Below are 23,712 nucleotides of genomic sequence, written 5' to 3'. Positions count from 1 at the left end.
GGCGAGTTGCTGGTCGCGAGGTCGGTGTCAGCCACGTTCGCCTTCTCTCTTGCGGGATGTCCATGTGCAGCCGTCGTTCCGCGCGGACGTCAGCGGGAGGTCAGGCTTCGGCATCGGCTGGTCTCGCCCGCGCACCGTGTCCAGGACGCTGTCCCTCCGCTGGAAGCGCACCCATTCCTGAACGCCCGGCTCGAACAGGTGGCAGGGCATCCATTCCACATCGCAGGGCACGCACTCGGGAATCGCGACCTGCCGCGCCTGGCCGTCCGGCGCAGACCACGGTCATGGTTCGGAAGGTGAGGGGCTACCGGCACTCGGGTTCGGCCACGCTCGGCTGGGCATGCGACCAGTGGTCACGTCCGGGATTCTCGGTGTAGGGCACGGGAGACGTCCGATCCGTCATGACTCATGCGATTGTGTCGCAGCTGCCGCCACGGCGTCGGTGAGTGGGGGCGGGGGAGCCTCGCCCGCAGGTGGTGGCCCAACGGTCGGCGCGAGCAGGGCTGGCTCGTGTTGCACATGGTCCGCCCCGGAGCCGGAGCCGGGGGTGCGCGGATCGTGCGGCTGAGCCTTGGCGGGGTCTGCGATGGGCTCGTCGGCGGTCCGGCCGGGGCCGGGAGGAGGTTGCTGGGTGAGCAGTTCGGCGAGCCGATGGACGGCGTGCTCGTCCAGCTGTGCCTCGCCGCGGTCGTAGCGCTGGGTGGTGACGGGGGAGGCGTGCCCCAGGAGTGCCTGGACCTTCTCCACCGGGACGCCCATGGCGAGCAGGAGCGTGGCGGCGGTGGCGCGGAGCATGTGCGGGGTCAGCTTGGCCACATCCAGGCCGGCGGCACGGGCGGCACGGCGCAGCGCGGTCTGCTGCCGCCACCGGTCGAAGCTGCGGCCGTCGGCGCGCTGGAGCAGCAGGTCGTTCGGCTTGCGGCCGGCCGTCAGTGGCCGCAGCAACGCCATGGCCACCTCGGGCAGCGGCACCACGATGACGGCGCCGCCCTTGAGCCGGAAGCGGATCACCCAGTGCCCCGCCGAGCGCTCGATCCGCCCGACGGTCAGGCTCTCCAGTTCTCCGGCACGCATCCCGGTGACGGCCAGCAACGCCACCGCGGCGGCGTCGGCCGGATGCTCGGCGGCGATCGCCTGGGCGCCACGCAACAGCGCGGTGCCCTCGGTCAGATCGAGGGCGGGGGTCGTGCCGACCTTGCCCACCTCGGGCGCCTCGACCCACTGGGCCGGACTGTGGCCGATCACCTGGCGGCGGGCGGCATAGCCGTACAACGATTTGAGGTTGGACAGGTGCCAGGCCAGCGTGGCCGGGGCCAGCGCCTTGCCGCCCCGGTTCAGTCCGGCGGCGGCGCCGCTGCCGGTGCCGAGCTGGTCGAGGTAGGCGACCACGACATCCTCGGTGACCTGCCACAGCCCGGCGCCCGGCGCGGTCAGTGCCCACCACCGGACGAACTTGGCCACCACGGCCAGTCGGTCGCGGCGGGTGGCGGCGGTCTTGCCCGCGCGCAGCCAGGCCGCCACCGTCGGCCAGCCGGCCCGCTGGTGCGTCGCCGGGTCGTCGTCGCGGGGCAGCGCGTCGATGAGGTCGACGTCGGCGCCGGGCACCTCACCGCCGTCACGCGGCCGGCGCCGGGGACGCAGCCCGGCGATGTCGCCTACCGAGGCCACCAGCGGCGACGGCGGCGGCAGCGGCGGCTCGCCCGCCCGGCCGAGCGGGCCGATGACTCCGCCGCCGGACCCGCCGGAGCCCGCGACCGTCGCAGCGGCAGGAGGGACGGTGCTCGCGCCGGGACGCCACACCGTCGTCGGAACGAGCACCTCTTCTCCGCGGCCCATCTGCTGTTCCGTCACGGGCGGGCTCCCGACGTCCGGCCTGCCGGGTCGTCCATGGCATCGGCATCGGCATCGGGCTCGCCAGGTCTGGCCTGGCCGGGCCCCCGCGCGGCCAGCTGGACGGCACGGCGCTCCAGGAGTTCCTCCAGGTCGCACACCAGCGGCGGCCAGGTGGTGGTGTCGCCGACGACGGCCAGCCAGCCCGCGCACAACCGCAGCGGATGCGCGGCGTCCGGCTGGTCCAGACCGCAGGCCATCCGGCGGCTGCCGAACCTCTGCGCGGCCTCGTCCATGGTGTGGGCACCGCCCCGGGCGTCGCCCTCGCTGACCTGGATCAGCTTGCGGATGTCCTCGTCGCTGTAGGCGGTCAGATCCGCGTCACGCCGCCACGCGCACACGCGCTCGCCCCCGCACGGCCGCGAGCGGAACTCCAGCGTGCCCGCGCCCTCCGTCGTAAAGGGCGAGGGGCGGCGTGACGCGTCGCTGACCTGCTCCGGGGCCTGCCCAGGTGCTGCCATGAACACTTCCTTCGTCACGTGCTCAGCCTTCCGTGCCGTTCGGCGGAGACGTCGGCGGAGTCTCCACCACCGGCTCGTCGGGACAGGCGAGGTGGGGTTCCGTCGGTGGCGGTGCCTGCTCGATCAGGCCGGCCGACCGGTCGAGGGCGTCCAGCTCCGCAGCCCGCCGGTGCAACTCGTCGACGGCGTGCAGCAGCCGGCGGGTGTCGCCGCTGAACACCGTGGCGTCGGCATCGGCGAACTTGCCGTCGAGCGCCCGCAGCCGTTCGACGGCGTAGCGCAGTTCCTGGGCGAAGGCTTCACGCACGTTCCGTCGCTCCAGGTTCAGGCCGTACGTCAGGTAGCGCCGGTCCGCCGCCGGGGCTCATCGGCGACTCCTCCAGTCTCCAGGGGGCCTCTCCGCGCGGGAAGCCCGGCTGCGTGAGAGTTCTCATTCTTCTGCCAGTACCGATTCTCATCGGGTTGTCAGTAAGCCCAGATGGCGCTTCATAGGAGTCAATTCTGGCATCGGGATGGAGGAACGGGCGGCCAAGCGCGAGGCGAGCGACCCTGGGTAGTCGGGCATTTCCTCACCGTCCCAGTTTCCTGGCTTCAATCGTTACGGTATGGAATCGTCTGGATTGCTGGAGTTACCATCCGGGATGTTGGCGCATGTGACCGAACTGTCCAGTGCGGTAACGCGTCTGCACGCGTGCTCACCGCCGGCACGAGGGAGCGGCATCGCGGGAACACGTCGACACCTCGAATGGGGAAGTCTCCATCAACTCCGCGGTCCCGCCATGCGCCGCCTTCTGGCCTTCGATGAGCGTCAGGAGTTCACCACTGCGCACGTCCGCCTGCTGAGCTCCTGCATGGGGATCAGCGAGCGGACCCTGTGGCGATGGATCCGCGCCGGGTGTGAGGAAGGCCGCACGGAGCGAAAGCCGCACCCGCGGTTCGTCTGGACCGAGGACCTTCCCCCGGAGCGTGGGCTGATGGAGATAGCGCGGCAGGGAGCGCAGGAACATCTGTTCGACGCCCGCACCGGCGCCCACCTGGGGCCGCCGTTCCTGGCCGATGCGGCCACCGCGCAGCAGCAGGCCGAGGTCATGGCCGCGCCGGCAGGCCCAGGAGCTGGAGCGCCTGCTGAAGGCGGCCGCCAAGAAGCGCCGCCCACGCTATGCCGCTGTCACCGAGGCCCGGGCACCGCAGCCGCTGCAGACGCAAACCACTGCCGAGGCCCAAGCCGAACTGGACGCCTCCTACCACCAGCTGCCGCGTCACCTGCCCCGCCCCTCCGGCCTCCCGCTGCCGCCGCCTGTCGCCGGATGGGTCCGGCCCGGCGAACACGCAGAAGACCCGTCGAGCGGCGATGCGGCAGGAGGATGAGCGTGGAGCGGATCTGGTCGAACGACGAACCTGACGATCACCACTTGCGGCTGCCCGGCGCCCGTTCGGTGGTCACCGGCGACGCGTTGATCATCAAGGAGAACCTCGCCCAGGTGATCAAACTTCAGGGCATGTTGTGCCTGTACGGGGAGGCGGGTGTCGGCAAGACGTTCCTGACCCGCGGCGTGCTGCGGGAGCTTGCGCCGGTGAGCACGTTCTGGGTGCGTTTTCGCGCCCACCCCTACCCGCGTGATATCCGCGAGGCGCTTTTGAGTCGCTGGGCATGGCCGGGCCGGTGCCGCGCCGTGCCGGCCAGTTCGACCGGCTGATCCTTCAGCAGCTGCGCGGCGAGTTCCGGGTCCTGGTGTGTGATGAGGCCCAGTGGTTGTCGGCTGAGTGCTTCGAGCTGTGGCGCTTTTGCGGGACGACAAGAATACGAAGATCGTCCTGGTGTTCGTCGGCGGCCATAACTGCTACAAGGTGCTGCGCAGCAAGCCGATGCTGGCCTCGCGGGTGACGATCTGGCAGGAGCTCCAGCGGCTGTCGCGCGAGGAGGTCGCGACCGTCATCCCCGCCTTCCATCCGGTCTGGGCGCACGTCGCCCCTGCAGATCTGACCTTGGTCGACGCCCGCGCGGCCCATGGCAACTTCCGGATGTGGGTGACCATCACGCGTCTGGCGGTGGAGGCGCTGACGCTCTTCGATCAGCCGCGAGTTGACCGCAAGGTGCTGGAGTGGGTGTTCAGCAAACTCGGCGGCAGCCCATGACCGCCGGTGGTGAGCATCGTCGTGGACCACGCCGACGACCACCGGCTGACCCGGCAGGCGCTGAATGCCCAGGATCCGGCGGCCGGGTGGATCACCGTGCATCCGACCCCATCCAGCAACAGCCTGATCGACCTGGCCCACGTGCTGCCGGCCGCCACCTTCACCGTGCTGGGACAGGTGCAGGCGTTGTTCGAGCAGGCCCGCGCGCGCCGCCCGGTGCGGCCCGAACCGCCATCGCGCCCGATGCGATGCTCCAACTTGTCCACCGACACCGCTGTGGTCACCGAGGCGCTCGCCACGCCGCTGCCGCTGCTGCCGGACAGCGGGCTGACCCGGTTCCGGGCCGATCTGCGCCGCCAGCTCGGCCCCGATGCTTCGCGCTGGCCGATGCCCTGTACCGGCAAGCGATGGACTCGGCCTGCGCGTTCCTCACCGGCCACCCGGACTATCACGCCGATCCCGTGCCGCGCGCGGCCTGCCGCGCCCGTGCGCTGGCACCGGCGGGTTCACCCGCCAACGGGACCGTGGTCTGCAACCCCTTCGCTTCGACGACTCGGCCGGTCCATTCAGTTACCTGACCCAGCTGCTGTGCGGCAGCCCCAGCCCTGCCCACTCGCTGGTCCTAGTCCCACCGAGCGCGTCGATCGCCTTGGTTAGGCCGGCCACCTGGGCGTCGGCCGCCTCCGCCGGTCAGGCGGGGCAGCGGAACGACGGTCACCTCCCCGGCGCTGACGTTGACCACGACCACGGGGCTGCTTCAGTCAACACGAGTTGCTCATCGTGCAGGCGTCCAGGCGTTGAATCTGTTCGATCTTGCTCTGGGAATAGCTCTCCTCCACTCCTCCCGCTCTGACCGCCTTTCACCAGATAAGCAACTTAGGTTGACTATCCCGGATTTAGTCAACTATGGTTGCTTGCATTCCCGATGAAGGACGTCCCACATGAATCTCCCCCATGCCCTAGTCGGCGTAGTGCTGACGGGAACCACACTCCTGCCAGGCCCCACGACCACTGCCCTGACCCGCTTCTACAACCAGCCCGTCGAATGGGCGACCTGCGGCGACCCCCTCCTGGACCATGTGGGCGCCCAATGCGCCGAGATCACGGTCCCGTTGGACTACTCCAAGCCGCAGGGCAAGACGATCAAAGTCGCGATCTCCCGCATCAAGGCCACCGACCCGGGCAAGCGGCGCGGCGTCATGCTGTCCAACCCCGGTGGTCCCGGCGGTGCGGGCCTGAACTTCATGGGCTACATCAGTCAGCGGATGACCCCCGAGGTCACCTCCCGCTACGACCTGATCGGCATGGATCCACGCGGCGTCGGCAGGAGCGCACCGGTCGACTGCGGCTGGCCGATCGGGCACATGCTCTGGTCCGCCGGGCCGACCCGGGCGAGCTTCCGCCGGGCCGTACAGACGCAGGCCGATCTCGCGCAGCGGTGCGCGCAGCGGGAAGGCGACCGGATGGCCCACATCACCACCCGGAACACCGCGCGGGACATGGACGTCATCCGCGCCGCCCTCGGCGAGGCGAAGATCTCCTACTTCGGCATGTCCTACGGCACTTACCTCGGCGCGGTCTTCACCCAGATGTTCCCGCAGCGCAGCGACCGCTTCGTACTGGACAGCGCGATCGATCCGGCCCAGTACATGGCCGGGTCGATCAGGAACAGCGGACCGGCCAACGAGGCCGCGCTCGACGACTGGGCCGCCTGGACCGCCAAGCGCGACCCCGAATACCACCTCGGCGCGACGGCACGCCAGGTGCGGGCCCGCGTCGAGAGCTTGGTCAAGGCCCCGATCCGCATCGGGGACCATCTCGTCGACGAACGTTTCCTGCCCATGGTCATCTTCACCCTGCTGCCCGACGCCAGGGAGAACGCCCGTCTGGCCGCGCGGGTGCGGCTGCTCGCCGAAGCCGCCGAGGGCAAGCCGGTCCGCCCGAGCGACGACTTCGAACAGGAACTGCAGTTCACGCTGTACGGCAAGCCGCAGGGCTACTCCAGCCAGGCCGCCGTCATCTGCGGCGATGCGGCAGTGCCACGCGACCCCGAGCGGTACTGGCGCGCCATCCAGCGCAGCCGGGCCACCCAGCCGGTGTTCGGACCGTATGCGAACAACATCACCGCCTGCGCCTTCTGGGCCAACCCCCGCGAGCCCGCGACCAAGGTCGGCAACAATGTCCCCGCACTGATCGTCCAGGCCACCGGCGACACCCGCACGGTCTATCAGGAGGGCGTGAACCTGCGCCGGGCGATGCCCGCCGCACGCCTGGTCACCGTACGGGACGTGCGCATGCACGGCGTCTTCGGCCGCCTGCCCAACACCTGCGTGGAGACGGCCGTGAACACCTACTTCGCCAGCGGCACCCTGCCCGCCGACGATCTCACCTGCCGCGCCGATCCGTCCTGACCGCGTGGGCCACAACCAGTCGGCCCCGTCGTCGGTCAGCGCCTCGCCGACGCACACCCGCTTCGCCCACGCCGCCCGCGCTCAGGCGGTCGGTGGTCCGCGTCGGCGCGGGGTTCCTTGGTACGGAGGTCGCCGCCGCCGCCCGGCAGCTCGGCCTGGACGTCACCCTGGTCGATCCGCTCCGCGCGCCGTTGATCGACCGGCTCGGCGACCGGGTGGCGCGGCTGCTGGCCGGATTGCACGCCAGGCACGGCGTCCGTCTGCGTCCCGGCACCCTGGTCACCGGCCTGACCGGCCACGACGGCCGGGTGAACGGGGTGCCGGGCCGCACCCGGCGTGGTCGCCGCCGGCGACGTCGCCTCCTGGCGGCACCCCGGCTTCGGCCGCCTGCGCGTCGAACACCGGCTGAACGCCACCGAACAGGGCACGGCCGCAGCCTGGACGCTCCTCGGCGGCCAGGCCCCCTTCGCACCCGTGCCCTACTGCTGGACCGACCAGTACGACGTGAAGATCCAGGTCCACGGCGTCACCGGCGGCGACGCCCGGTTCCAGGTCGTCGCCGGGGACCCCGCCACCGGCCGGTTCGCCGGCCTGTACGGCAGGGACGGCCACGTCATCGGCGCCATGACCTGGAACCTGCCCTGGCAGGCCCGCGACCTCCGCCGACACGTCGCCGAGCGGACCCCGTGGCGCCAGGCCACCACCGGATGACCCGGCACTCGACCGCTCCTGGGCAACGGCGGCACGGACAGCGGCACGGACAGCGGCACGGACAGCGGCACGGTCGCCGGCACGCACCCCGCTGCGGTCGGCCGGCTCGGCCTCAGGATGGCCGATGATGTGGTCGGCGGGGCGCAGCCTGGCTTCTCGTCACACCCGAGTATGTCTCGAACGCTCGAGATCATGTCATGAGAGGTGAAATTGGGAATCGTCACCCTGCACAGCACGGACCTGCCGCCCGACCAGCGATTCGACTGGTGGTGCGACCTGATCAGCCACGACGTGGCGCCCATCCAGATCACCAGCGACCACGCCGCCGACTTCCGGGCGTCGGCCGGGGCGATCGACCTGGACACCGTCCAGGTGACGACCATGTCGTTCCCCGCGCTCAGCTCCGTGCGCACACCCGCGCTGATCCGCCGCTCCGACCCCGAGAGGTACGAGCTCGCCCTGATCGTGGGAAGCACGATGTGGATCTCCCAGGGCGGCAACGACACCCGGATGGGGGCCGGCGACCTGGTGATGTGGGACACCTCCCACCCGTACCAGGGCGGCGCGTTCGACGGGCCGGGGCCGGCACGGGCGATCATCGTGCATCTGCCCAAATCCGAGCTGCCCCTGCCGTCCGGCAAGGTCGACGCGCTCCTGGCCCACGCGATGCCCGCGAACGGCGGCGTCGACGCGATCCTGGCCGGCTACCTCAAGACGCTGGTGCGCGAGGCGCGGTCCATGTCCTTACCCGAGGTACGGCGGCTCGGTGCCGCCACGCTGGACCTGGCCCTGGCCTTCCTCGCCCACCGGCTGAACGCACAGGACCGCCTGCCCCCCGAGACCCGGCAGTTCGCCCTGGTGGCGCGCATCCGGGCGTTCGTCGAGCACAACCTCGCCGACGCCGACCTGACACCCCGCGCGATCGCCCACCGGCACCACATCTCCGTGCGCTACCTGCAACTGCTGTTCCAGCGTCAAGGCACAACGCTGACAGAGTGGATCCGCCGCCGCCGTCTGGAGCACTGCCGCGCCGACCTGGCCGATCCCCGCCTGGCCGGGCAGCCCATCCACGCCATCGCCGCCCGCTGGGGATTCACCCGCGCCGCCGACCTCAGCAAATCCTTCCGGGCCAAGTACGGCCTGTCGCCCAAGGACTATCGGCACGAGGCCCTGACCCGCGCCACACCAGAGGCGGACGACAGCCACGCGCGACGATGACGTCGAGACCTCCCCGGCTGCCGGCCGCCGGTCAGGCCGGCCCTCTACCGGCAGCGCCACGTCGTGGAGAGCGGCATCAACCGGCCCGAACGCCATCGCGCTGTGGCGAACTCGCCGTCCGCTGTCGTGCGCTCATTGCCAAGACACAGTGCGCGCCGCGCTGACGACTTCCATGATCGACCGCAACTAGGCTGCGCACGTCGGATCCCAGCGAACGGGATTCGACGCCACGAATTTCATGGGATGAGGGGAACGGGAATGACAAGAAGACTCAGGCGGTGGGGTGCCCTCGGGGCCGCGGCCGTATCCCTCGCAGGGACCATGGTCGTCGCGGGCGGCGCAACAGCGGCGCACGCGGACACCCGGTGCAGCGCGGATCCGATCTACATCAACGACAGCCCCGGCGGGGACCCCAAACAGCGGGCGTACGGCCACTCCCACAACACCGGTAACCACTACGTCAACGGCTCCCTCTACGACGCCTATCGGGGACTGCACAAATGGTTCTGGATGGCTGACAACGACGGCGGCTCGGACGGCGACAGCGCCGACACCTTCTATGGCAATTCCTGGTGCTATTCGTCCGCGCCACCACAGCCGGGCGTTGCGTGAAGGCAGTTCTGGCGCAAAAGAGCAGGATGCCGTGACGGCACGTGCCCATGATCGCGGTGCTGTAACTGCCCGCACGTGAGAACGACCGCTCGTGATGATCAGGTTGGATCAGAAGCCTGATCTTCACGGACGGCCGTAGGGGTTGTCGCGCGGTACTCGCTGAGGGCGACTGGCTGGAGACGGCCCCGGCGGATCGGTGGCGGTCATGATGATGGGCGGGCTCTACCCCTGGCTAACCAGCCCCACCTTCATCAGGCTGCCGCCTGCTGGGTTTTCCAAGCCTTCAAGTCAGAGGGTGCGCAAGGTCGTGCCGGCCATCAAGACGATCAGAGCTCCCGCCAACGAGGGCTTCGGCGACCCCCGCGACGTGGCGCCCTAAGATCCCGACCAGCGGCTCGTCGAGCAACAACGGATCATCAGCTCTGCCGGCTGCCGCTCGGCCTCAATCGGCGAGTCGCAGGACGATGCGGGGTACTCCGGCGGCCCTCGATCCGGTATCGGCGATCGTGACGAAGCCGGCGGACTCGGACAGAGACCGCGTACCGACGAACGCCAGCATGGTGTCGATCTTCTTGCCGGTGTTGTCGACCGGGTAGCCCTCGACGGCCGCGGCGCCGTGCCCGCGCGCGAACCTGGCCGCGCCGTCGATCAGCGCCTTCGCCCCCCCGGCCGCGGTGGCCGGCGCGGACCTTGAGACACCAGATCGACCAGATCGCGAGGTCGTCGTCGAGCTTGGGGATCCTGCTGTTGCGAGCGATGGAGTACACCCCGGCGCGGGGCGCGACACTGGCCCAGCCGACGACCTCATCGACGTCATGGGCCAGGACGCCCGGCGCGACGGGCTGCCGGCACAGGCGTCGCATGTAGCCTGGCCGTGCGTCAGGGCCGAGTTCGCGGTTGACCGCGGGGTCGATGCGATGGCTCAGGCACCAGCAGGCGGTCGTGCCCGGCCTTGTGGGGGCGAGCATGATCGAGACGTCGTCGAAGTGGTCCGCCGACGCGGGCTCGATCCTGAAGGCCGGAGCGCTCATCGGCCGAGGGGCGTCAGTACGGCGATCTTCCATTGCGCCCCGTGTCGATGAGTTGATGGAGGTGGCGTTGGGTGGCGGCTCCGTCATGGCGCCAGGTGACGTCGGCCCAGGCGCTGTGAGCCGTCTCGGCGACCAGGGTGATGTCCGCCGCCAGGTCGTTCACGCCGTCGTACTGACCCCGGGCGGCGGCGAAGAACTCCTCGCTCTGTCCGGCGTCCGGCACGGCGATGGGATGGCCGGGGGGACAGGATCAACGACGGTATCGCGTACATGTCGGCCATGGTCTTCCCGTCTCGGGCGAGCAGGGCGCGAGCGTATCGGTCGACGAATGCGTGCACGACGGTGGTCATGCTCATGAGGTGTCGCGCTAGCGACGAACCTGGACAAGCTTGTGTCCTGGTTACGATCCTTCGCCAGGAAGTCGTCCGCAAAGTCCGTTGCCTCGCGCGACAATCACCTGACGATCCGCAGTGTCGAGCGCCGGCAACACCTCATCGAACGGCTCCACGCCGCCGCCGATCGGATCACCGTCGGCACCCTCGCCCGCGACTTCGGCGTCTCCAAACGCACCATCGCCCGTGACATCGAACGGCTACGACAGTCGGGCGTCCCCATCGACGTCACCACCGGCCGCGGCGGAGGAGTGGCCATCAACCGGCACCACCGCATCCCCGCCATCGCCTTCGACCTCCGCGAGATCGCCACCCTGATGGCCAGCCTCACCGCGCTCGGCCCCACCACGAGCCCGTCCGCGGCGTCCGCCATGGACAAGCTCGCCACCGCGCTCACCGGCGGCCGCACGCACCCGGCGCTACGACACGGTTCCCAGACCTGCTGCAGGCACCGGCAACCGACGGATCACGCCCGCACAGCCCGACCTCCGCCATGGCGTTCGGCGCACCGCGCCGACGTCGCCGGGAGGCACCCGCCGTTAGCCTGATTCCCATGCTGTTCAAGCGCCGAGACCTTGAGCGCATCGCGGACGGGCCCTCACGCTGGCCGTCCGCCGCTGGCAGCGCAACGCCGTGTGTCCGGGCAGCCGGCTGCGCACCGCCGTCGGCATCGTGGCGATCGACACGGTGGAGGAGATCACCGAGGCCCAGGTGACCGCGCAGGACCTCCGGCGCGCGGGCTACGCCACGCCCGACGACCTGTGGAAGGAACTGGCCCGGCGGGCCGACGGACAGCTCTACCGGATCAGCCTGCGCATAGCCGGCCCGGCCCCCGGACAGCGCTCCGTGAACGCAGCGACCTGCACGCCGAACAGGCGGCCGAAAATACAGCGCCGCCTGGCCGGCATCGATAAGGCCGCCCGCCGCGGCCCCTGGACCCACGACCTGCTCCGCCTCATCCACGAACTGCCCGCGACCGCCGCCGCCGAGCTCGCCCAGCACCTCGGGCGCGACACCCAGGCCCTCAAACGGGACGTCCGCACACTCAAAGGCCGCAGCCTGACCGAGAGCCTGGAAGTCGGCCACCGGCTCTCCGTGCGGGGAGAGGCTCTGGTGAAGAGGGCGAAGACGGCGGCGAATGATGTTCCGGACAGCACGCCCTGAATCCCTCGGTCAGTGCTACGGGAACTCCACATTGCGTTGATGTCGAAGGAAGCGTGCGTTCAGTGCCAACGACATGAAGAGGTTGATCATGTGAGGGTCGACAGCGACATTTCGGCTCGCCTCACAACGATCGGAGAACCCGTGGCTCGTGGAAGCGCGGTCTTTGGGTCGCCGGCGTCGGCCGCGACGTCCTCGGCCCATGGGACCGCACCGGGAGAGCGCCGCGCGCTACTACAGCATGGACATGTACGACAGGTGCCCCCGGACCGGCCGCGGTCACCAGTGCGTCGAGTTCCCGGTGAAGTGGGGAGACCCGTACCTCGAACTGTGGATCCTCATGTACTGACGAAACGCGCCGGGGCCGGAGGCGGGCCAGAGATCCCCGCCATGGCCGGGTGCATGGACGCGGCGGGACGACACCCGCGCGGCGTCGCAGCAACGCTGCCACACCTCCGAAAGCGCTGGGGCTCGACATCGCGGGCGGCGAGGGACACCGCACCGAGCGCATCAAGGCCGGCCGCGACTCCCCGACATGGCCACAGAACTCCGCAGCCCGCCATCCGTTACGCCGTTAAGGAATCACCATGTACCGCTGGCAACCCGACCTCGGGCTGATCCAGGAAACGCTCCTGCTCACGCTCCACGCCAGAGCCCGGGACGCCGAACTGCCCCGCCCGATCCTCGGCGACACGCTCTCCGCCGACCTGGCCGGCAGAATCGACTATGACTTCGGCAAGCTGAAGGTCAAGACCAACGTCGTCGTCACCACGGCCCTGCGCTCCAGGAAGCTGGACGACGCCGTCCGGGCCTTCGTCGCCGCTCACCCCGGATGCGTGGTGCTCGACCTGGGCTGCGGCCTGGACACCAGGATGCGGCGCTGCGATCCGCCGCCGGGCGTCGACTGGTACGACGTCGACTTTCCCGCAGTGGTGAGTCTGCGATCCGCACTCCTGCACGGCCGCTCCCACCTCGTCGGAGCCAACCTCACCCGCTCCGACTGGCTCACGGCCATCCCCGATGACCGCCCGGCGATGATCGTCGCCGAAGGGCTGCTCCCCTTCATGCCCGGCGACTCCTTCCAGGCCCTGGTCCGCGAGCTGGCCGGCCACTTCCCTTCGGGCGAACTCGCGCTCAACGGCTACACCCGCCTCGCCGCCTGGGCCATGAAGCACCACCCGATCATGAGGACACTCGGCATGGAAGCCGCCCGGGGCTTCGACGACCCGCACGAACCCGAGTCCTGGGACGCCAGCCTCAAACTGATCGAGGAACAGATCCTCAACCGCGCACCGGAAGTAGCCCTGTTCCCGCAACCGCTACGCGCGCTGACCCGTCTCACCGCCCGTAGCACGGCCTTGTCCCGCCAAGGGGCACGCATTCTCCGTTACCGGTTCTGAGCCGGGGCTGATGGCACGGGGAACGTACGCGAGCGCGCCTGCCCAGCGAGGATCCCGGCCAGGTCCGCCGCCTGGACGGCGGGAAGGCTGACCAGCAGCTGTTCCCACTCGCGCCCCGCCTCTGTCCTTCGGAGCCCTGGCCTGATCGACAACGGCCGTCCGCCGATTCCGCACGCCATGGGCGCGTATGAGCCGTTCCACGGCCGGTCGATGGTGATCCTCACTGCATGAGCTGGCGGCGTGGACCTTCACCTCGAGGACGTCGCGGTACGGGCTCGACCCACCGGCCACAGAGCGCCGGCAGGCAAGCGGCTGGGTCAGGTCGAAGGAGATGGGCGGCGTGGTGGGCTGGATGGTGTCGACCGGATTGATGGTCCCCATCGCGGGGTCCCCGGATCCGATGTCCCGGGGGAGGGTTGGGACAGGCGTCGCACGGCTGCGTCACCCTAGTGAGCCGGTTTTTGAGATTCGGTCGCAGTAGCGGCAGATGCGGTCGAGGATCTGGTCGGCGGTCTGGGTCCACCTGAACGGCTTGGCGTCCTCGTTCCAGACTTTGATCCACTCCTCCGACGCGGCCTTGAGAGCGTCCAAGGAGCAGAAGTTGCCCCGCTCCCAGGCCCGGCTCGACCTGGCGGACGATCTCGTCCAGGAAGTCGCGGAAGTCGACGGCACGGTGACGGGCCGACAGCTTGCCGATCACTTTGCCAGTGGCGGTGTTGAGCGCGGCGAACAGATCGACGGTGCCGTGCCGGACGTGGTCGAAGCTGCGCCGCTCGGGCACGCCGGGCAGCATCGGCAGTGCCGGTGCGCTCCGCTGCAACGCTTGGATCTGCGGTTTCTCGTCGACGGCGAACACCGCGGCATGGGTGGCCCGGGGCCAGATACAGCCCGACCACGTCTTGTCGATCAGCAGCGGATCGGTGGAGATCTTGAAGTCCTGGGTGCGCCAGGGTTGGAGCCCGAACGCCCGCCAGATGCTGGCCACGCTGGTCGGCGAGATGCCCACCGGGCGGGCTAGTTCCCGCTTGGACCAGTGCGTGGACCCGGCCGGCACCTCCTCCAGGGTGCGCACCACCACCTCCTCCCCCTGGACGTCGGTGATGGTGCGCGGCACGCCCGGCCGGGGCTCGTCGGACAGCCCGTCCAGCCGATGGGCCAGGAACCGGCTGCGCCGGCGGGCCACCGCCTGCCTCGGCGTTCGCGTGCGCGCGTGACGTTGAATACGGGAGACCGACCATGGACACCATCAGAATGACCGCCTTGGCGATGGCCGCGGCGATCGTGCTCGACGGCTGCGGGGGTGACGCCGAGCCCTCCGGGAAGGCGCTTCACTCCGTCGAAGTCGGCCGCGACGGCACTGGAGAAGAGGCGCCAGTTCGAATCCGTCAAGGCGGACTGCATGAAGCAGAAGGGCTTCAGGTACATCCCCTATGTGCCACCGGAAGATCCCATGACCGACGACGAGCGCAAGCGCAGAGCCGGCGACTATGAGGCGTTGAAGGCCCAGCGGGCGAAGTACGGCTTCGGGGTCTTCTCGGTGTACGTCTACCTGAAGGGCCCGGACGCCCCCGACTTCATGCCCGACCTCTCAGGGGCCGACCCCAACGGGGATATCTGGACGAAGCTCTCCCCAGCGCAGAGAACAAGCTACTGGAAGGCCGTGGACGCCTGCATCGTCGACGCGGCCAAGCGGGTCCTCGGCAAGGAGCTGAAATCCGGCGAGGACCTGTTAGCGCAGTCCGCCGCCGCCGCGGAGAGGGCGGGTAAGCGCGCGATTCTGGACGATCTGGAGTGCGGCAAGGACTTCTATCGGGTCTACACCCCCAAGCTGGAGGCCATCCATCAGAAAGTCGCCGAGGAGTTCGGCAACTGACGCGCTCACGCTTCGCGTTTCCGTGAACTCCGGCACGACAGGTGCGCGGCCTCCGAGGGCGTGCACGCAGCACAACACAGGCGAGTCCCGGCGACGCACAGCTCGTGTCAGCGGCCATGTCAGCACGACGACGGCCCGGTGTCAGGGCGGTCTGCGAAGGTGAACGTCATGAACGGTTCAGCGACTGAGGCCGGGGGAGATCCGCTCGGGCGATCTGACCTGAGCCGTCCAGCCCTCCGGGCACCGGCAGGGACCGCATTCCACCAGTCGTTCGTTCACTCGACCTTCATCACCGATCTCTGAGAGTCCACCACCATGTCCACCACCCCTTCCGCCTAGGACACGCACACCCTGCGGGTCCCCGCCTGGAGCGCCGTCGCGCTGATGTCGACCGCCGGTGCCGCCGACTCGGCCCACCGGGTCGGCACCGACGGCTCCATCGCCCTGACCTCCGCCGCCGCCTGGGCGGGCACGTGCTGGCCAAGGCGCCCAAGGGCGTGAAGTGGGGCAAGACCGTGGCCGACCTCGCCGACCAGAGTGCTGCCGGCTTTGACGGCCTCGATGAGCCTGCTCAAGCGGGAGGATCCGGCAGAGGCCGACAACTTCCGCAGCACCATCATCGTCGCCCTCGACGCCGCTTGACTCAAGGCCCGCAAACGCACCTGGGCCTCCTGGTACGCGACCTGATCGATGGCCCATACCCATCCCGATCGCCCATCCCCGAATCACCGGACGAGCGCTTCGCATGAGCGCGACAACAGAGACGAGAAGCCATGAATACCCCGTCCACATCAGCGACCCAGGCACGCATCTCCGGCGTGCACCCGCGCCCGGCCAGCCGCGGCGATGCCTTCCGGCGCGTGGCGGTCACCGCGCTGGCGGCCGCGCTGCTGGCCGGCGCCGCCACCCCCGCGATGGCCACCGCGGACAGCAGAGCCGTGTCGAAGGCCGCCGCCGCACAGGACCGCCCGGAGCTGCAGAAGGCCATCCAGGCGTTCGTCGATGCCGGTCTCGCCGCCGGGGTGCAGATGCGGGTGAACGATGAGCAAGGCGAGTGGGTCGGCAGCGCCGGGGTGCGCAGGCTGGGCACGAGCGCCAAGCCGCCGACGAACGGGTACTTCCGGATCGGCAGCAGCACCAAGAACTTCACCGCGACCCTGATGCTGAAACTGGTGGAGGCCGGCGAGATCGGGCTGGACGCCACGGTGGCCGACTACCTGCCCCAGTTCAAGCTGGACCGGCGGATCACTGTGCGGATGTTGCTGCAGCACACCACCGGGCTGTTCGACTACAGCTTCGACATCGACCCCGACGGGAAGCCGGTGTCCTTGATCCCCTGGCAGGGCAAGGAGTGGGTGCCCAAGCGCTTCCACACCTACACCGACGAGCAGCTGGTACGGCTGACGTTGACCAGGCCGGCGAAGTTCGAGCCGGGGACGAGATGGAGCTACGGCAACGTCAACTACGTGCTGACCAAGCTGCTGATCGAGAAGGTCACCGGCCATTCCTACGCCGTGGAGATGAAGCGGCGGATCCTGGGGCCGCTCAAGCTGCAGCACACCGTGGTGCCGGGCGCCTGGACGGGTATGCCCGCGCCGTACGCCCACGCCTACTACCGCTACCAGGACGCCGCCGACCAGTGGAAGGTGATCGACGTCACCCGCCAGAACCCCTCGTGGATCTCGGGCGCGGGCGAGATCATCTCGACCACGGAGGATCTGCGTACGTTCTTCTCCGCGCTGAACAGCGGCAAGCTTCTGCCGGCCGGGCTGCTGACCCAGATGCGCAAGCCGCACCCCAACAGCGCCGGTCTCTTCGGCAGCTACGGCCTCGGGCTGTACGTGCAGGACCTGGGCCCGAACTGCGGCGGCGTCGTCTACAACCACGACGGCAGCAACAACGGCTACGGGGCGCTGATGTACAGCACGCCCGACGGCAAGAAGACCCTGACCGCCTCGATCACCACCGGTGACGCCCCCGCGGACGTGGCGACGGAGTTCCCGAAGGCGTTGAACAACCTGGTCAAGACGGTGTTCTGCGACGGGCAGGCTCAGTAGACGGGCCGAGCGGGCCTCGGGCACTGCCTGGAAGAGGGGGTCGCAGACGCACAGGGGGTGCCGGTCGGGCCGGGCCGGCTCCGCCGCACGCCCAGTTCCAGGACGTCTACACCGTCGAAGACATCATGGACGCCGAGATGGTCTACGCCGACGCGGGCCTGACCAGGCTGATGTGCTCGCCGACGTCCGACGGCTCCGGCGCCGTGGTGCTCGCCGGCGCGAGGTTCGTCGAGGAGAACGGCCTCGGTGACCGCGCGATCGAGATCGTCGGCCAGGCGATGGTCACCGACATGCGCTCGACCTTCGACAGCAACAGCGGGATCAACCTGGTCGGCACGGACATGAGCCGGAAGGCGGCGGAGAAGGTCTACGCCCGGTCCGGGCTCACCCCGGACGACGTCGACGTGATCGAGCTGCACGACTGCTTCGCCCCGAACGAGCTGTTCACCTACGAGGCGCTCGGCCTGGCCGAGGAGGGCGAGGGGCACCTGCTGGTCGACAACGACGACACCACCTATGGCGGCCGTTGGGTGGTGAACCCGTCCGGCGGCCTCATCTCCAAGGGCCACCCTCTCGGCGCCACGGGCCTGGCCCAATGCGCCGAGCTCACGTGGCAGCTCCGCGGCGAGGCCGGCGCCCGCCAGGTGGACGGCGCAACCGTCGCCCTCCAGCACAACATCGGACTCGGCGGCGCCGTCGTCGTGACCGCCTACCAGCCCGCCAACCGTGGCGGCACGCTGTGATACCGCCGGCGTTCGGAGACGCCGAAGGCCAGCCGGTCGCCTGCTACGACGCCACGGCGGTGCCTCATTCCGGGTCGCGGATGCGCGAGGTGCCCGCCCTCATGGCGGACACGCTGGAGGAGATCCGGCGTGACTACTTCGAAGCACGGGCCGGGGACCCCGGCGCGATCGTCGCGGTCCTGGTCGCGCCCGTCCGGAGCGAGGCGGACCTCGGGCTGGTCTTCATGGCCGCCGACGGACCGCTCGACGGTTGCGGTGAGGCGAGCATGTTCGCCGCGATGCTCGTTCTCGGGTCCCGGCCTGAGGTGCGGCTCGAGACGGGCGCGGGCCTGATCATCGCCCGGTCTTCGGGAGAGGCCCGCATCACCCTCACCATGCCTCCGGGGACCTCCCGGGTCGACGTCGCCGAAGTCTCCTACGAGGGCAAGCGGCTCCAGGTCCGTACCGTGACGGCCGGAGGCAACGTCTTCGCCGCGGTTTCCGCGGCCGAGCTGGAGTTGGAGGTCTCCGCCGCGGGAGCGCGCGCCCTCACCGAGCATGGCTCGGCCCTCCTCGGCACCCTCCGCGCGGGCCCGGCGCGCCCGCACATGCTCCTGCTCACCACACCGGTGACCTCCGCGCGAACGACCAGCGCGGTGGTCTGGGGCGACGCGGTCCTGCACATGGGGCCGTGCGGCACCGGCACGTGCGCTCGCTGCAGCCTGGCGGTCGAGGACGGCGACGTGGTTCCGGGCAGCCGCCTGGCAGCCTCGACGTCCTCCGGAGTGGTCTACTCCTCCTTCCAGCGCGCGTCGCAGTGCTCGCCGGGCGGGCGAGGCGCAGTCCCCATCCGTACCCGAGGCGCGGCGCCTCGGCGCGGTACTGGACCTGGCCTTGGCCTTCCTCCGCCCTGAGAGATCCACATCGTGCTTCCGACGATCAGGGCGAGTTCGTACCTCTCGGCGCTGGCTGGTGCGGCGATCGCGCCGGCTGATCGGAAGGAGGGGGCGAGCCGCTGTCCGTGCCGCCGTTGCCAAGGAATAGTGCGTGCTCCGCCAACGACTTCCATGATCCGCCGTGCGTAAGCTGCCCACGTCGACCGCGACGCCGTCTGCTCATCGAGCTTCAGGACGACGGCTTCACCGGACACATCGGAGGACGCATGCGGCCACGCCTCAAGAACGTCGCCTGGCAACGGGTGGGCGATGAGCTCCACCTCGTGTACGACCTGCGAGACCGGTTGATCGTGACCGACCCCGGCGGCCAGGTGGAGAAGCTCCTCGCCCTTCTGCGCGAGGGCGGCCGCACCGTCAGCGAGCTCGCCGACGACCTGGCGCTCCCCGTCCAGGACGTGCTCGGCGCGATCGAGGCCCTCGACGCCGAGCGGCTGCTGGAGGACGGCGATCGGCTGGGCGTCCTCGACGCCGCCGAAGCCGAGCGCCACTTCAGCAACCTGGCCTTCTTCGAGTCGTTCGGCACGCTGACACGCAGCCGCGAGGACCTGCAACGCCGGTTGCGCGAGTCGCACGTGCTCGTGCTCGGCACCGGCGGCCTCAACTCCAACACGATCCCGCATCTCAGCGGGCTGGGCGTCGGCAGGATGACGCTGGTCGACAGGGACACCGTCGACGTGCGCAACTTCGCCAGGCAGTACCTCTATCGCTGGGAGGACGTCGGCGCCAGGAAGGTCGAGCGGGCGGCGGAGTGGGTGCGCGCCTTCGACCCGGCCATCAAGGTCCAGGCGATCGACACGGGCATCGAGAGCGCCGGGCAACTGGCCGAGCTCCTCGACGAGACGCGCCCCGACGTGGTCGCCTCGGGGATCGACCAGCCGAAGGAGGTCGACCTCTGGGTCAACGCGGCCTGCGTGGGGCACGGCGTGCCGTTCGTACGCGGCGGCATCACGGTCACCAAGGGAATCGTCTGGTCTGTCGCGCCGGGGGAGAGCGCCTGCAGGGGCTGCGTCCCCGCCGATCCGACCAGGCCCGAAGGCCACGCCGACCCCGACGAGCCCGCACTGAGCGCCGAGATCGCCGCGGCCCGCCTGTTCTACAGCAGGCCGCAACCCAACCGCGGCATCGGCCCCGTCGCCGGTCTGCTCGGCGCGCTCGGCGCCTTCGAGGTGCTGCGCTACCTGACCGGCTTCGAGCCACCGGCATACGCCGGCCGGCCACTCACCATCGACTTCGCCGGCGCCTGCGCCATGAGTCAGGCCGAGTGGTCTCGCAATCCCGAGTGTGCGACCTGCGGAAGGAGTTGACCACAATGAAGATCGAGATCGTGCGGATCGAGAACACCCGCCTGACCGGACTGAACACGCCCGACTCCTGACCATCGCGAGCGCACCCCGGCGTCGGTCGGGGTGCGCTCTGCCTCTGTCGCTCCGCAAGCTCCAGGAGGACGGATGTCCGCCATCGTTGACCGGGACCTGCGCGAACGGGCCGCACGGCTCACCGTCGCGTTCGACGGTGACGCCTGGATCCTGGGCCGCCCCGACCTCGGAATCTTCGTCGCGGTGCCGGAGCCGGGGGCGGTGTTCGTCACCACACTGCAGGACGGCGGGTCGGCCGCCGAGGCCGCGAGGCGGGCGAGCGAGGTGGCGGGCGAGGAGGTCGACGGGGCCGACTTCCTCGACGGTCTCACCGGCGCCGGCCTGCTCGACCCGCCCGCACCGCTCGGAGAACGAGCCCCCAGCGGCTGGATCGAGGGACTCGGCCAGGGCACGGCGGCCAGATTCTTCGGCAGGACCGCCTGGACGTGCTACGCGGCGGCAGCGGTCTTCGTCGTGACTGTCCTGGCCTTCACACCCGAGTTGCGCCCCTCGTGGAAGGACGCCTGGTTTCTCCCCAGCGCCGCACTGTCGATGCTCACCTACCTGCTCGTCGACATCGCCTTCAGCGCCCTGCACGAGGCGTGGCACTGGGTCGCGGGCAGGGCGCTCGGCGTCCCCGCCACGTTCAGGGTCAGCTATCGGGGCCTCTACATCGTCTTCGAGACCGACCTGACCCAGATCGTGAACGTGCCGCGCCGCCGCAGGTACGGGGCCTATCTGGCGGGCATGGCCATCGACGTCGTGGTCGTGGCGACGGCGTTGGGGCTGCGGCTGCTCGACAGGGCCGGGATGCTCACACTGCCCGAGACGCTGAGCGGTCTTCTCGGCGCGGTGGTGTTGTATCGGCTCGTCGGGATCGTCTGGCAGTGGGCCGCGGTGCCGATGCGCAGTGACGGCTATGCCGTACTGGCCAACGCGTTGCGCTGCCACAACCTGTACCGGGTCACGTGGCTGACTGCCAAGGCCGGGCTCTTCCGGCTGCCTCCCGCCGAGGCGGCCGAGCTGGCCTCGGCGGGCGAGCGTGATCGGCACGTGGCACGCTGGTTCGCCCTGCTGTACGTGGCGGGGGTCGTGGCCATGGCCGGCATGTTCGTGCTCGTGGCCCTGCCGCTGCTGCTCGCCCTCGCTCAGTGGGGCTTGGTACAGCTGAGTGCCGGCACCATGGGTTCGGCCGCGTTCTGGGAGGCGCTTGCCGTGACGGCGTACGTGGCGACACAGCTTGCCCTGCCCCCGCTCCTCGCACTCAGGGAGCGCCGCCTGCGGAGGTCGGGCAGGCTCCTGTGAGAGGTGCTGCAGTGACGTCGTCATCTCGTCTATGAACGGACATGGCGGATGCCCAGAAACACGTGCAGCGACTGCTCGACGAGTTGGTTGCTTCTAGACGGGAGACCGGCGTCCAGGTGGCCGCCCGCCTGCACGGCGAGCGGGTCGTGAACACCGGCGCGGGCCTCGCCGACCCGTGCGCGGAGCGGCCGGTGGACGACCGAACACTGTTCCACTCCTGGTCCACCGGCAAGGGACTGACTGCGGCGGTCGTGCACGTGCTGGCCGACCGCGGCAGACTCAGTTACGACAGGCCGGTCGCCGAGTACTGGCCGGAGTTCGCCGCGCACGGCAAGCAAGGCATCACGCTGGCTCACGTTCTCGTCCACACGGCGGGCGTGCCCAGGCGCCGGCCGGAACCACGCCGGGCGACCTGCGGGACCGGGGGAGCATGTGCGACCGGATCGCCGACCTGGCGCCGCTGTGGCCCTGGGCACCGTCACCGGATACCACGCGCTGACCTTCCGCTACATCCTCGAGGAGGTCGTCAGCCGCGTTGCGTTCGTCAGACACAGTCACCGCTTCACGGACTTTGATCCAGATCGGCTAGACATCAACGAATCACGGCGGGCTCGGTCAGTTCGGGTTCTGCCCCTCTGAGCGGTGCCCGGCCTGAATGGCGAGGGTCTGGGCCGGGCTCGGGATGTCGGGACGTGACTGTGCGGCTGCCCTGCGCCCGCCCGGTTGGCGGGACGATGAAAGCGACCTCAGTGCTGTCTCCGAGGACACCAGAGCTGCGAATCGTCCATGCAGCTTCGAGGTCAGCGCGAGCGGAGAAAGGTCAGTGCGGCGAGCACTCTGCGGTGGTCGTCGGCGTCCGGGCCGAGGTTCAGCTTGGTGTATACGCCGGTGACGTGCTGGCCACGGCGGCCTCTGACACATACAGGCGCTGGGCGATCGCACTGTTCGACCGATCCTCGGCAACCAGCGCGAGCACCTTGCGTTCGCGTGGCGAGAGCGCGCGCGAGAAGCCGCTGTGGCGGATGCTCCACGAAACGGCGGCCAGAGCGGCTGAGATCCTGGCGCTGAACGTCGAGGACCTCGACCTGGAGCATCGCCGCGCCCCGGTCCGGTCCAAGGGCAGCTCGATCGAGTGGGTGTACTGGGACAGCGGCACCGCCCACCCGCTGCCACGCCTGCTCCGGCTCCCGGACGGCAGCACGCGCACGCGCGGCCCGCTGTTCCTGTCCGAACGCCGCCCCGCCCGCGCCCGCCGCCCGGCGGCCGCCGACATCTGCCCGCACACCGGCCGCGCCCGCCTGGGCTACGACCGCGCCCGCGTCCTGCTGGACAAGCACGCCGGCCTCGATCTGCACCAGCTGCGCCACAGCGCCGCCACCCACCTCGGCGAGGCCGAAGTCCCCCTGCAGCTCATCATGGGCAGGACCCGGCACAAGGACCCCCGCACCGCCATGCGCTACGTCAACCCCGGCCCCGAGGCCATCGCCAAGGCCACCGAGCTCCTGGCACCCCGCCGCCGCACCCATGCTCGGTTCGCGTCTTCGCCCGCCGCCCGTAGGACCGCAGTCCGGCTGGGTCGACGGCGAGTTGGTCGGCCAGCCTGGCCACCGCCACCGGCGGCGCCGCCGACACTTTGTCCGGCACGAATCCGAGCCACGGCAACGTGGACAGGGCTACGGCCAGCCCCAGCCGATCGGCCGGACCTCGGCCCGGGCCGGGATCGACGAACGCGACATCAGCTGATGGCAGGGTGAAGAACCGAAACAGCTCGTCTCGGCCGATCTCCGGGAATCCCCGCAGCCGCTCCAGTTCCTCATCCGCGAACACCTGCGTCGCCAAGAACGACCTCCAGCCAGCCCCACAGATACCAAGCCCAGAAGCCTACTCGGCTATATCCGCCCGATTTTCGGCCGTTACTACTGAGACCCCTTCGTGGACCGGGGCTGCTTTTTGAGGGTAGTTAGTGCTGAACGCACACTTCATTGCCATGGAGCGCAACGGCATTCGATCGGCTGTCGCCG

General features: G+C 69.8%; 26 protein-coding genes and 2 pseudogenes. 20 read left to right on the top strand and 8 right to left on the bottom strand.

Annotated features, from left to right (window positions below; translation table 11 throughout):
• Positions 1-399: 399 nt before the first annotated feature.
• From ACIBK9_RS12045 to ACIBK9_RS12035, 3 genes are read right to left on the bottom strand one after another with little or no spacing between them, the layout of a single operon-like run.
• A complete protein-coding gene (locus tag ACIBK9_RS12045; RefSeq protein WP_397157415.1) occupies positions 400-1,851 on the bottom strand; it encodes a tyrosine-type recombinase/integrase in 1,452 nt (483 codons plus the stop codon).
• A complete protein-coding gene (locus ACIBK9_RS12040; protein WP_397157413.1) occupies positions 1,848-2,351 on the bottom strand; it encodes a hypothetical protein in 504 nt (167 codons plus the stop codon). Before ACIBK9_RS12040 ends, ACIBK9_RS12045 begins: the two co-directional genes overlap by 4 nt.
• A 22-nt stretch (positions 2,352-2,373) precedes the next feature.
• Positions 2,374-2,658, bottom strand: coding sequence for a hypothetical protein (locus ACIBK9_RS12035; RefSeq protein ID WP_397157411.1), 285 nt, complete (start codon positions 2,656-2,658; stop codon positions 2,374-2,376).
• Between the two features lie 1,063 nt (positions 2,659-3,721).
• Here ACIBK9_RS12035 and ACIBK9_RS12030 point away from each other — a divergent pair.
• The 8 genes and pseudogenes from ACIBK9_RS12030 (at position 3,722) to ACIBK9_RS11995 (ending at position 9,439) form a co-directional block, all read left to right on the top strand.
• Complete coding sequence (locus ACIBK9_RS12030) at positions 3,722-4,048, top strand: AAA family ATPase (RefSeq protein WP_352365508.1); 327 nt, start codon at positions 3,722-3,724, stop codon at positions 4,046-4,048.
• 79 nt (positions 4,049-4,127) lie between these two features.
• Positions 4,128-4,487: a hypothetical protein gene (locus ACIBK9_RS12025; RefSeq protein WP_397157409.1), complete on the top strand. Its 360-nt coding sequence runs from the start codon at positions 4,128-4,130 to the stop codon at positions 4,485-4,487.
• Between the two features lie 9 nt (positions 4,488-4,496).
• Positions 4,497-5,144, top strand: a complete 648-nt coding sequence (locus ACIBK9_RS12020) for a hypothetical protein (protein ID WP_397157407.1) — start codon at positions 4,497-4,499, stop codon at positions 5,142-5,144.
• A gap of 284 nt (positions 5,145-5,428) precedes the next feature.
• Positions 5,429-6,898, top strand: a complete 1,470-nt coding sequence (locus tag ACIBK9_RS12015; protein WP_397157405.1) for an alpha/beta fold hydrolase — start codon at positions 5,429-5,431, stop codon at positions 6,896-6,898.
• Positions 6,814-7,206 (top strand): annotated as a pseudogene (locus tag ACIBK9_RS12010) (FAD-dependent oxidoreductase); the annotation flags it as partial. The gene ACIBK9_RS12015 and the pseudogene ACIBK9_RS12010, both read left to right, overlap by 85 nt.
• A 28-nt stretch (positions 7,207-7,234) precedes the next feature.
• Entirely contained in the window at positions 7,235-7,609 is a 375-nt protein-coding gene (locus ACIBK9_RS12005; RefSeq protein WP_397157403.1) for an oxidoreductase C-terminal domain-containing protein, read from the top strand.
• A 204-nt stretch (positions 7,610-7,813) separates the two neighbouring features.
• The gene (locus tag ACIBK9_RS12000) at positions 7,814-8,827 is read left to right on the top strand and encodes a helix-turn-helix domain-containing protein (RefSeq protein WP_352365498.1); all 1,014 of its coding nucleotides are present in this window, start codon (positions 7,814-7,816) and stop codon (positions 8,825-8,827) included.
• 258 nt (positions 8,828-9,085) lie between these two features.
• Complete coding sequence (locus ACIBK9_RS11995; RefSeq protein WP_357710198.1) at positions 9,086-9,439, top strand: hypothetical protein; 354 nt, start codon at positions 9,086-9,088, stop codon at positions 9,437-9,439.
• 1,044 nt (positions 9,440-10,483) lie between these two features.
• Here the strand turns inward: ACIBK9_RS11995 and ACIBK9_RS11990 are convergent.
• Positions 10,484-10,693, bottom strand: coding sequence for a hypothetical protein (locus tag ACIBK9_RS11990; RefSeq protein ID WP_352365492.1), 210 nt, complete (start codon positions 10,691-10,693; stop codon positions 10,484-10,486).
• Positions 10,694-10,861: 168 nt separating this feature from the next.
• On the opposite strand from ACIBK9_RS11990, the gene ACIBK9_RS11985 reads away from it, so the two are divergent.
• The 4 genes from ACIBK9_RS11985 (at position 10,862) to ACIBK9_RS11970 (ending at position 13,423) form a co-directional block, all read left to right on the top strand.
• Positions 10,862-11,410 (top strand): HTH domain-containing protein, encoded by a 549-nt coding sequence (locus ACIBK9_RS11985; RefSeq protein WP_352365490.1) that lies wholly within the window; start codon positions 10,862-10,864, stop codon positions 11,408-11,410.
• A 124-nt stretch (positions 11,411-11,534) separates the two neighbouring features.
• Positions 11,535-12,026, top strand: coding sequence for a hypothetical protein (locus ACIBK9_RS11980; RefSeq protein ID WP_397157400.1), 492 nt, complete (start codon positions 11,535-11,537; stop codon positions 12,024-12,026).
• Positions 12,027-12,225: 199 nt separating this feature from the next.
• Positions 12,226-12,372, top strand: a complete 147-nt coding sequence (locus ACIBK9_RS11975; RefSeq protein WP_352365486.1) for a hypothetical protein — start codon at positions 12,226-12,228, stop codon at positions 12,370-12,372.
• 238 nt (positions 12,373-12,610) lie between these two features.
• Positions 12,611-13,423 (top strand): class I SAM-dependent methyltransferase, encoded by an 813-nt coding sequence (locus ACIBK9_RS11970; protein WP_352365484.1) that lies wholly within the window; start codon positions 12,611-12,613, stop codon positions 13,421-13,423.
• Positions 13,424-13,643: 220 nt separating this feature from the next.
• On the opposite strand, the gene ACIBK9_RS11965 is transcribed toward ACIBK9_RS11970, so the two are convergent.
• Positions 13,644-14,606, bottom strand: a complete 963-nt coding sequence (locus ACIBK9_RS11965; RefSeq protein WP_397157397.1) for an IS630 family transposase — start codon at positions 14,604-14,606, stop codon at positions 13,644-13,646.
• Between the two features lie 216 nt (positions 14,607-14,822).
• Between ACIBK9_RS11965 and ACIBK9_RS11960 the strand changes: the two genes are divergently transcribed.
• Positions 14,823-15,296, top strand: a complete 474-nt coding sequence (locus ACIBK9_RS11960; protein ID WP_387658750.1) for a hypothetical protein — start codon at positions 14,823-14,825, stop codon at positions 15,294-15,296.
• A 335-nt stretch (positions 15,297-15,631) separates the two neighbouring features.
• Here the strand turns inward: ACIBK9_RS11960 and ACIBK9_RS11955 are convergent, their stop codons facing one another.
• The gene (locus ACIBK9_RS11955) at positions 15,632-15,871 is read right to left on the bottom strand and encodes a hypothetical protein (protein ID WP_397157394.1); all 240 of its coding nucleotides are present in this window, start codon (positions 15,869-15,871) and stop codon (positions 15,632-15,634) included.
• Positions 15,872-16,069: 198 nt separating this feature from the next.
• Here ACIBK9_RS11955 and ACIBK9_RS11950 point away from each other — a divergent pair, with 198 nt between their 5' ends.
• From ACIBK9_RS11950 to ACIBK9_RS11925, 6 genes are all read left to right on the top strand, one after another.
• Positions 16,070-17,353: a serine hydrolase domain-containing protein gene (locus tag ACIBK9_RS11950; RefSeq protein ID WP_397157392.1), complete on the top strand. Its 1,284-nt coding sequence runs from the start codon at positions 16,070-16,072 to the stop codon at positions 17,351-17,353.
• Between the two features lie 125 nt (positions 17,354-17,478).
• Positions 17,479-18,096: a thiolase C-terminal domain-containing protein gene (locus tag ACIBK9_RS11945; RefSeq protein WP_397157390.1), complete on the top strand. Its 618-nt coding sequence runs from the start codon at positions 17,479-17,481 to the stop codon at positions 18,094-18,096.
• Positions 18,093-18,989, top strand: a complete 897-nt coding sequence (locus ACIBK9_RS11940) for a proline racemase family protein (RefSeq protein WP_397157388.1) — start codon at positions 18,093-18,095, stop codon at positions 18,987-18,989. The genes ACIBK9_RS11945 and ACIBK9_RS11940 overlap by 4 nt, the downstream gene beginning before the upstream one ends.
• 248 nt (positions 18,990-19,237) lie before the next feature.
• Positions 19,238-20,335: a HesA/MoeB/ThiF family protein gene (locus tag ACIBK9_RS11935; RefSeq protein ID WP_397157386.1), complete on the top strand. Its 1,098-nt coding sequence runs from the start codon at positions 19,238-19,240 to the stop codon at positions 20,333-20,335.
• Positions 20,336-20,479: 144 nt separating this feature from the next.
• A complete protein-coding gene (locus ACIBK9_RS11930; protein WP_397157384.1) occupies positions 20,480-21,691 on the top strand; it encodes a hypothetical protein in 1,212 nt (403 codons plus the stop codon).
• A 41-nt stretch (positions 21,692-21,732) separates the two neighbouring features.
• A complete protein-coding gene (locus ACIBK9_RS11925) occupies positions 21,733-22,266 on the top strand; it encodes a serine hydrolase domain-containing protein (RefSeq protein ID WP_352365467.1) in 534 nt (177 codons plus the stop codon).
• A 293-nt stretch (positions 22,267-22,559) separates the two neighbouring features.
• On the opposite strand, the gene ACIBK9_RS11920 is transcribed toward ACIBK9_RS11925, so the two are convergent.
• Complete coding sequence (locus tag ACIBK9_RS11920; RefSeq protein ID WP_352365465.1) at positions 22,560-22,667, bottom strand: hypothetical protein; 108 nt, start codon at positions 22,665-22,667, stop codon at positions 22,560-22,562.
• Positions 22,668-22,713: 46 nt separating this feature from the next.
• On the opposite strand from ACIBK9_RS11920, the pseudogene ACIBK9_RS11915 reads away from it, so the two are divergent.
• Positions 22,714-23,097: pseudogene (locus ACIBK9_RS11915) on the top strand (tyrosine-type recombinase/integrase); the annotation flags it as partial.
• Positions 23,098-23,152: 55 nt separating this feature from the next.
• On the opposite strand, the gene ACIBK9_RS11910 reads toward ACIBK9_RS11915, so the two are convergent.
• Complete coding sequence (locus ACIBK9_RS11910; RefSeq protein WP_397157585.1) at positions 23,153-23,518, bottom strand: DUF4158 domain-containing protein; 366 nt, start codon at positions 23,516-23,518, stop codon at positions 23,153-23,155.
• Positions 23,519-23,712: the final 194 nt, after the last annotated feature.

The sequence above is a fragment of the Nonomuraea sp. NPDC050227 genome (genome assembly GCF_044459705.1).
Lineage (GTDB): Bacteria > Actinomycetota > Actinomycetes > Streptosporangiales > Streptosporangiaceae > Nonomuraea.
The sequence above is the reverse complement of the archived record's forward strand: the minus strand, read 5'-3'. Positions and strand labels throughout refer to the sequence as shown.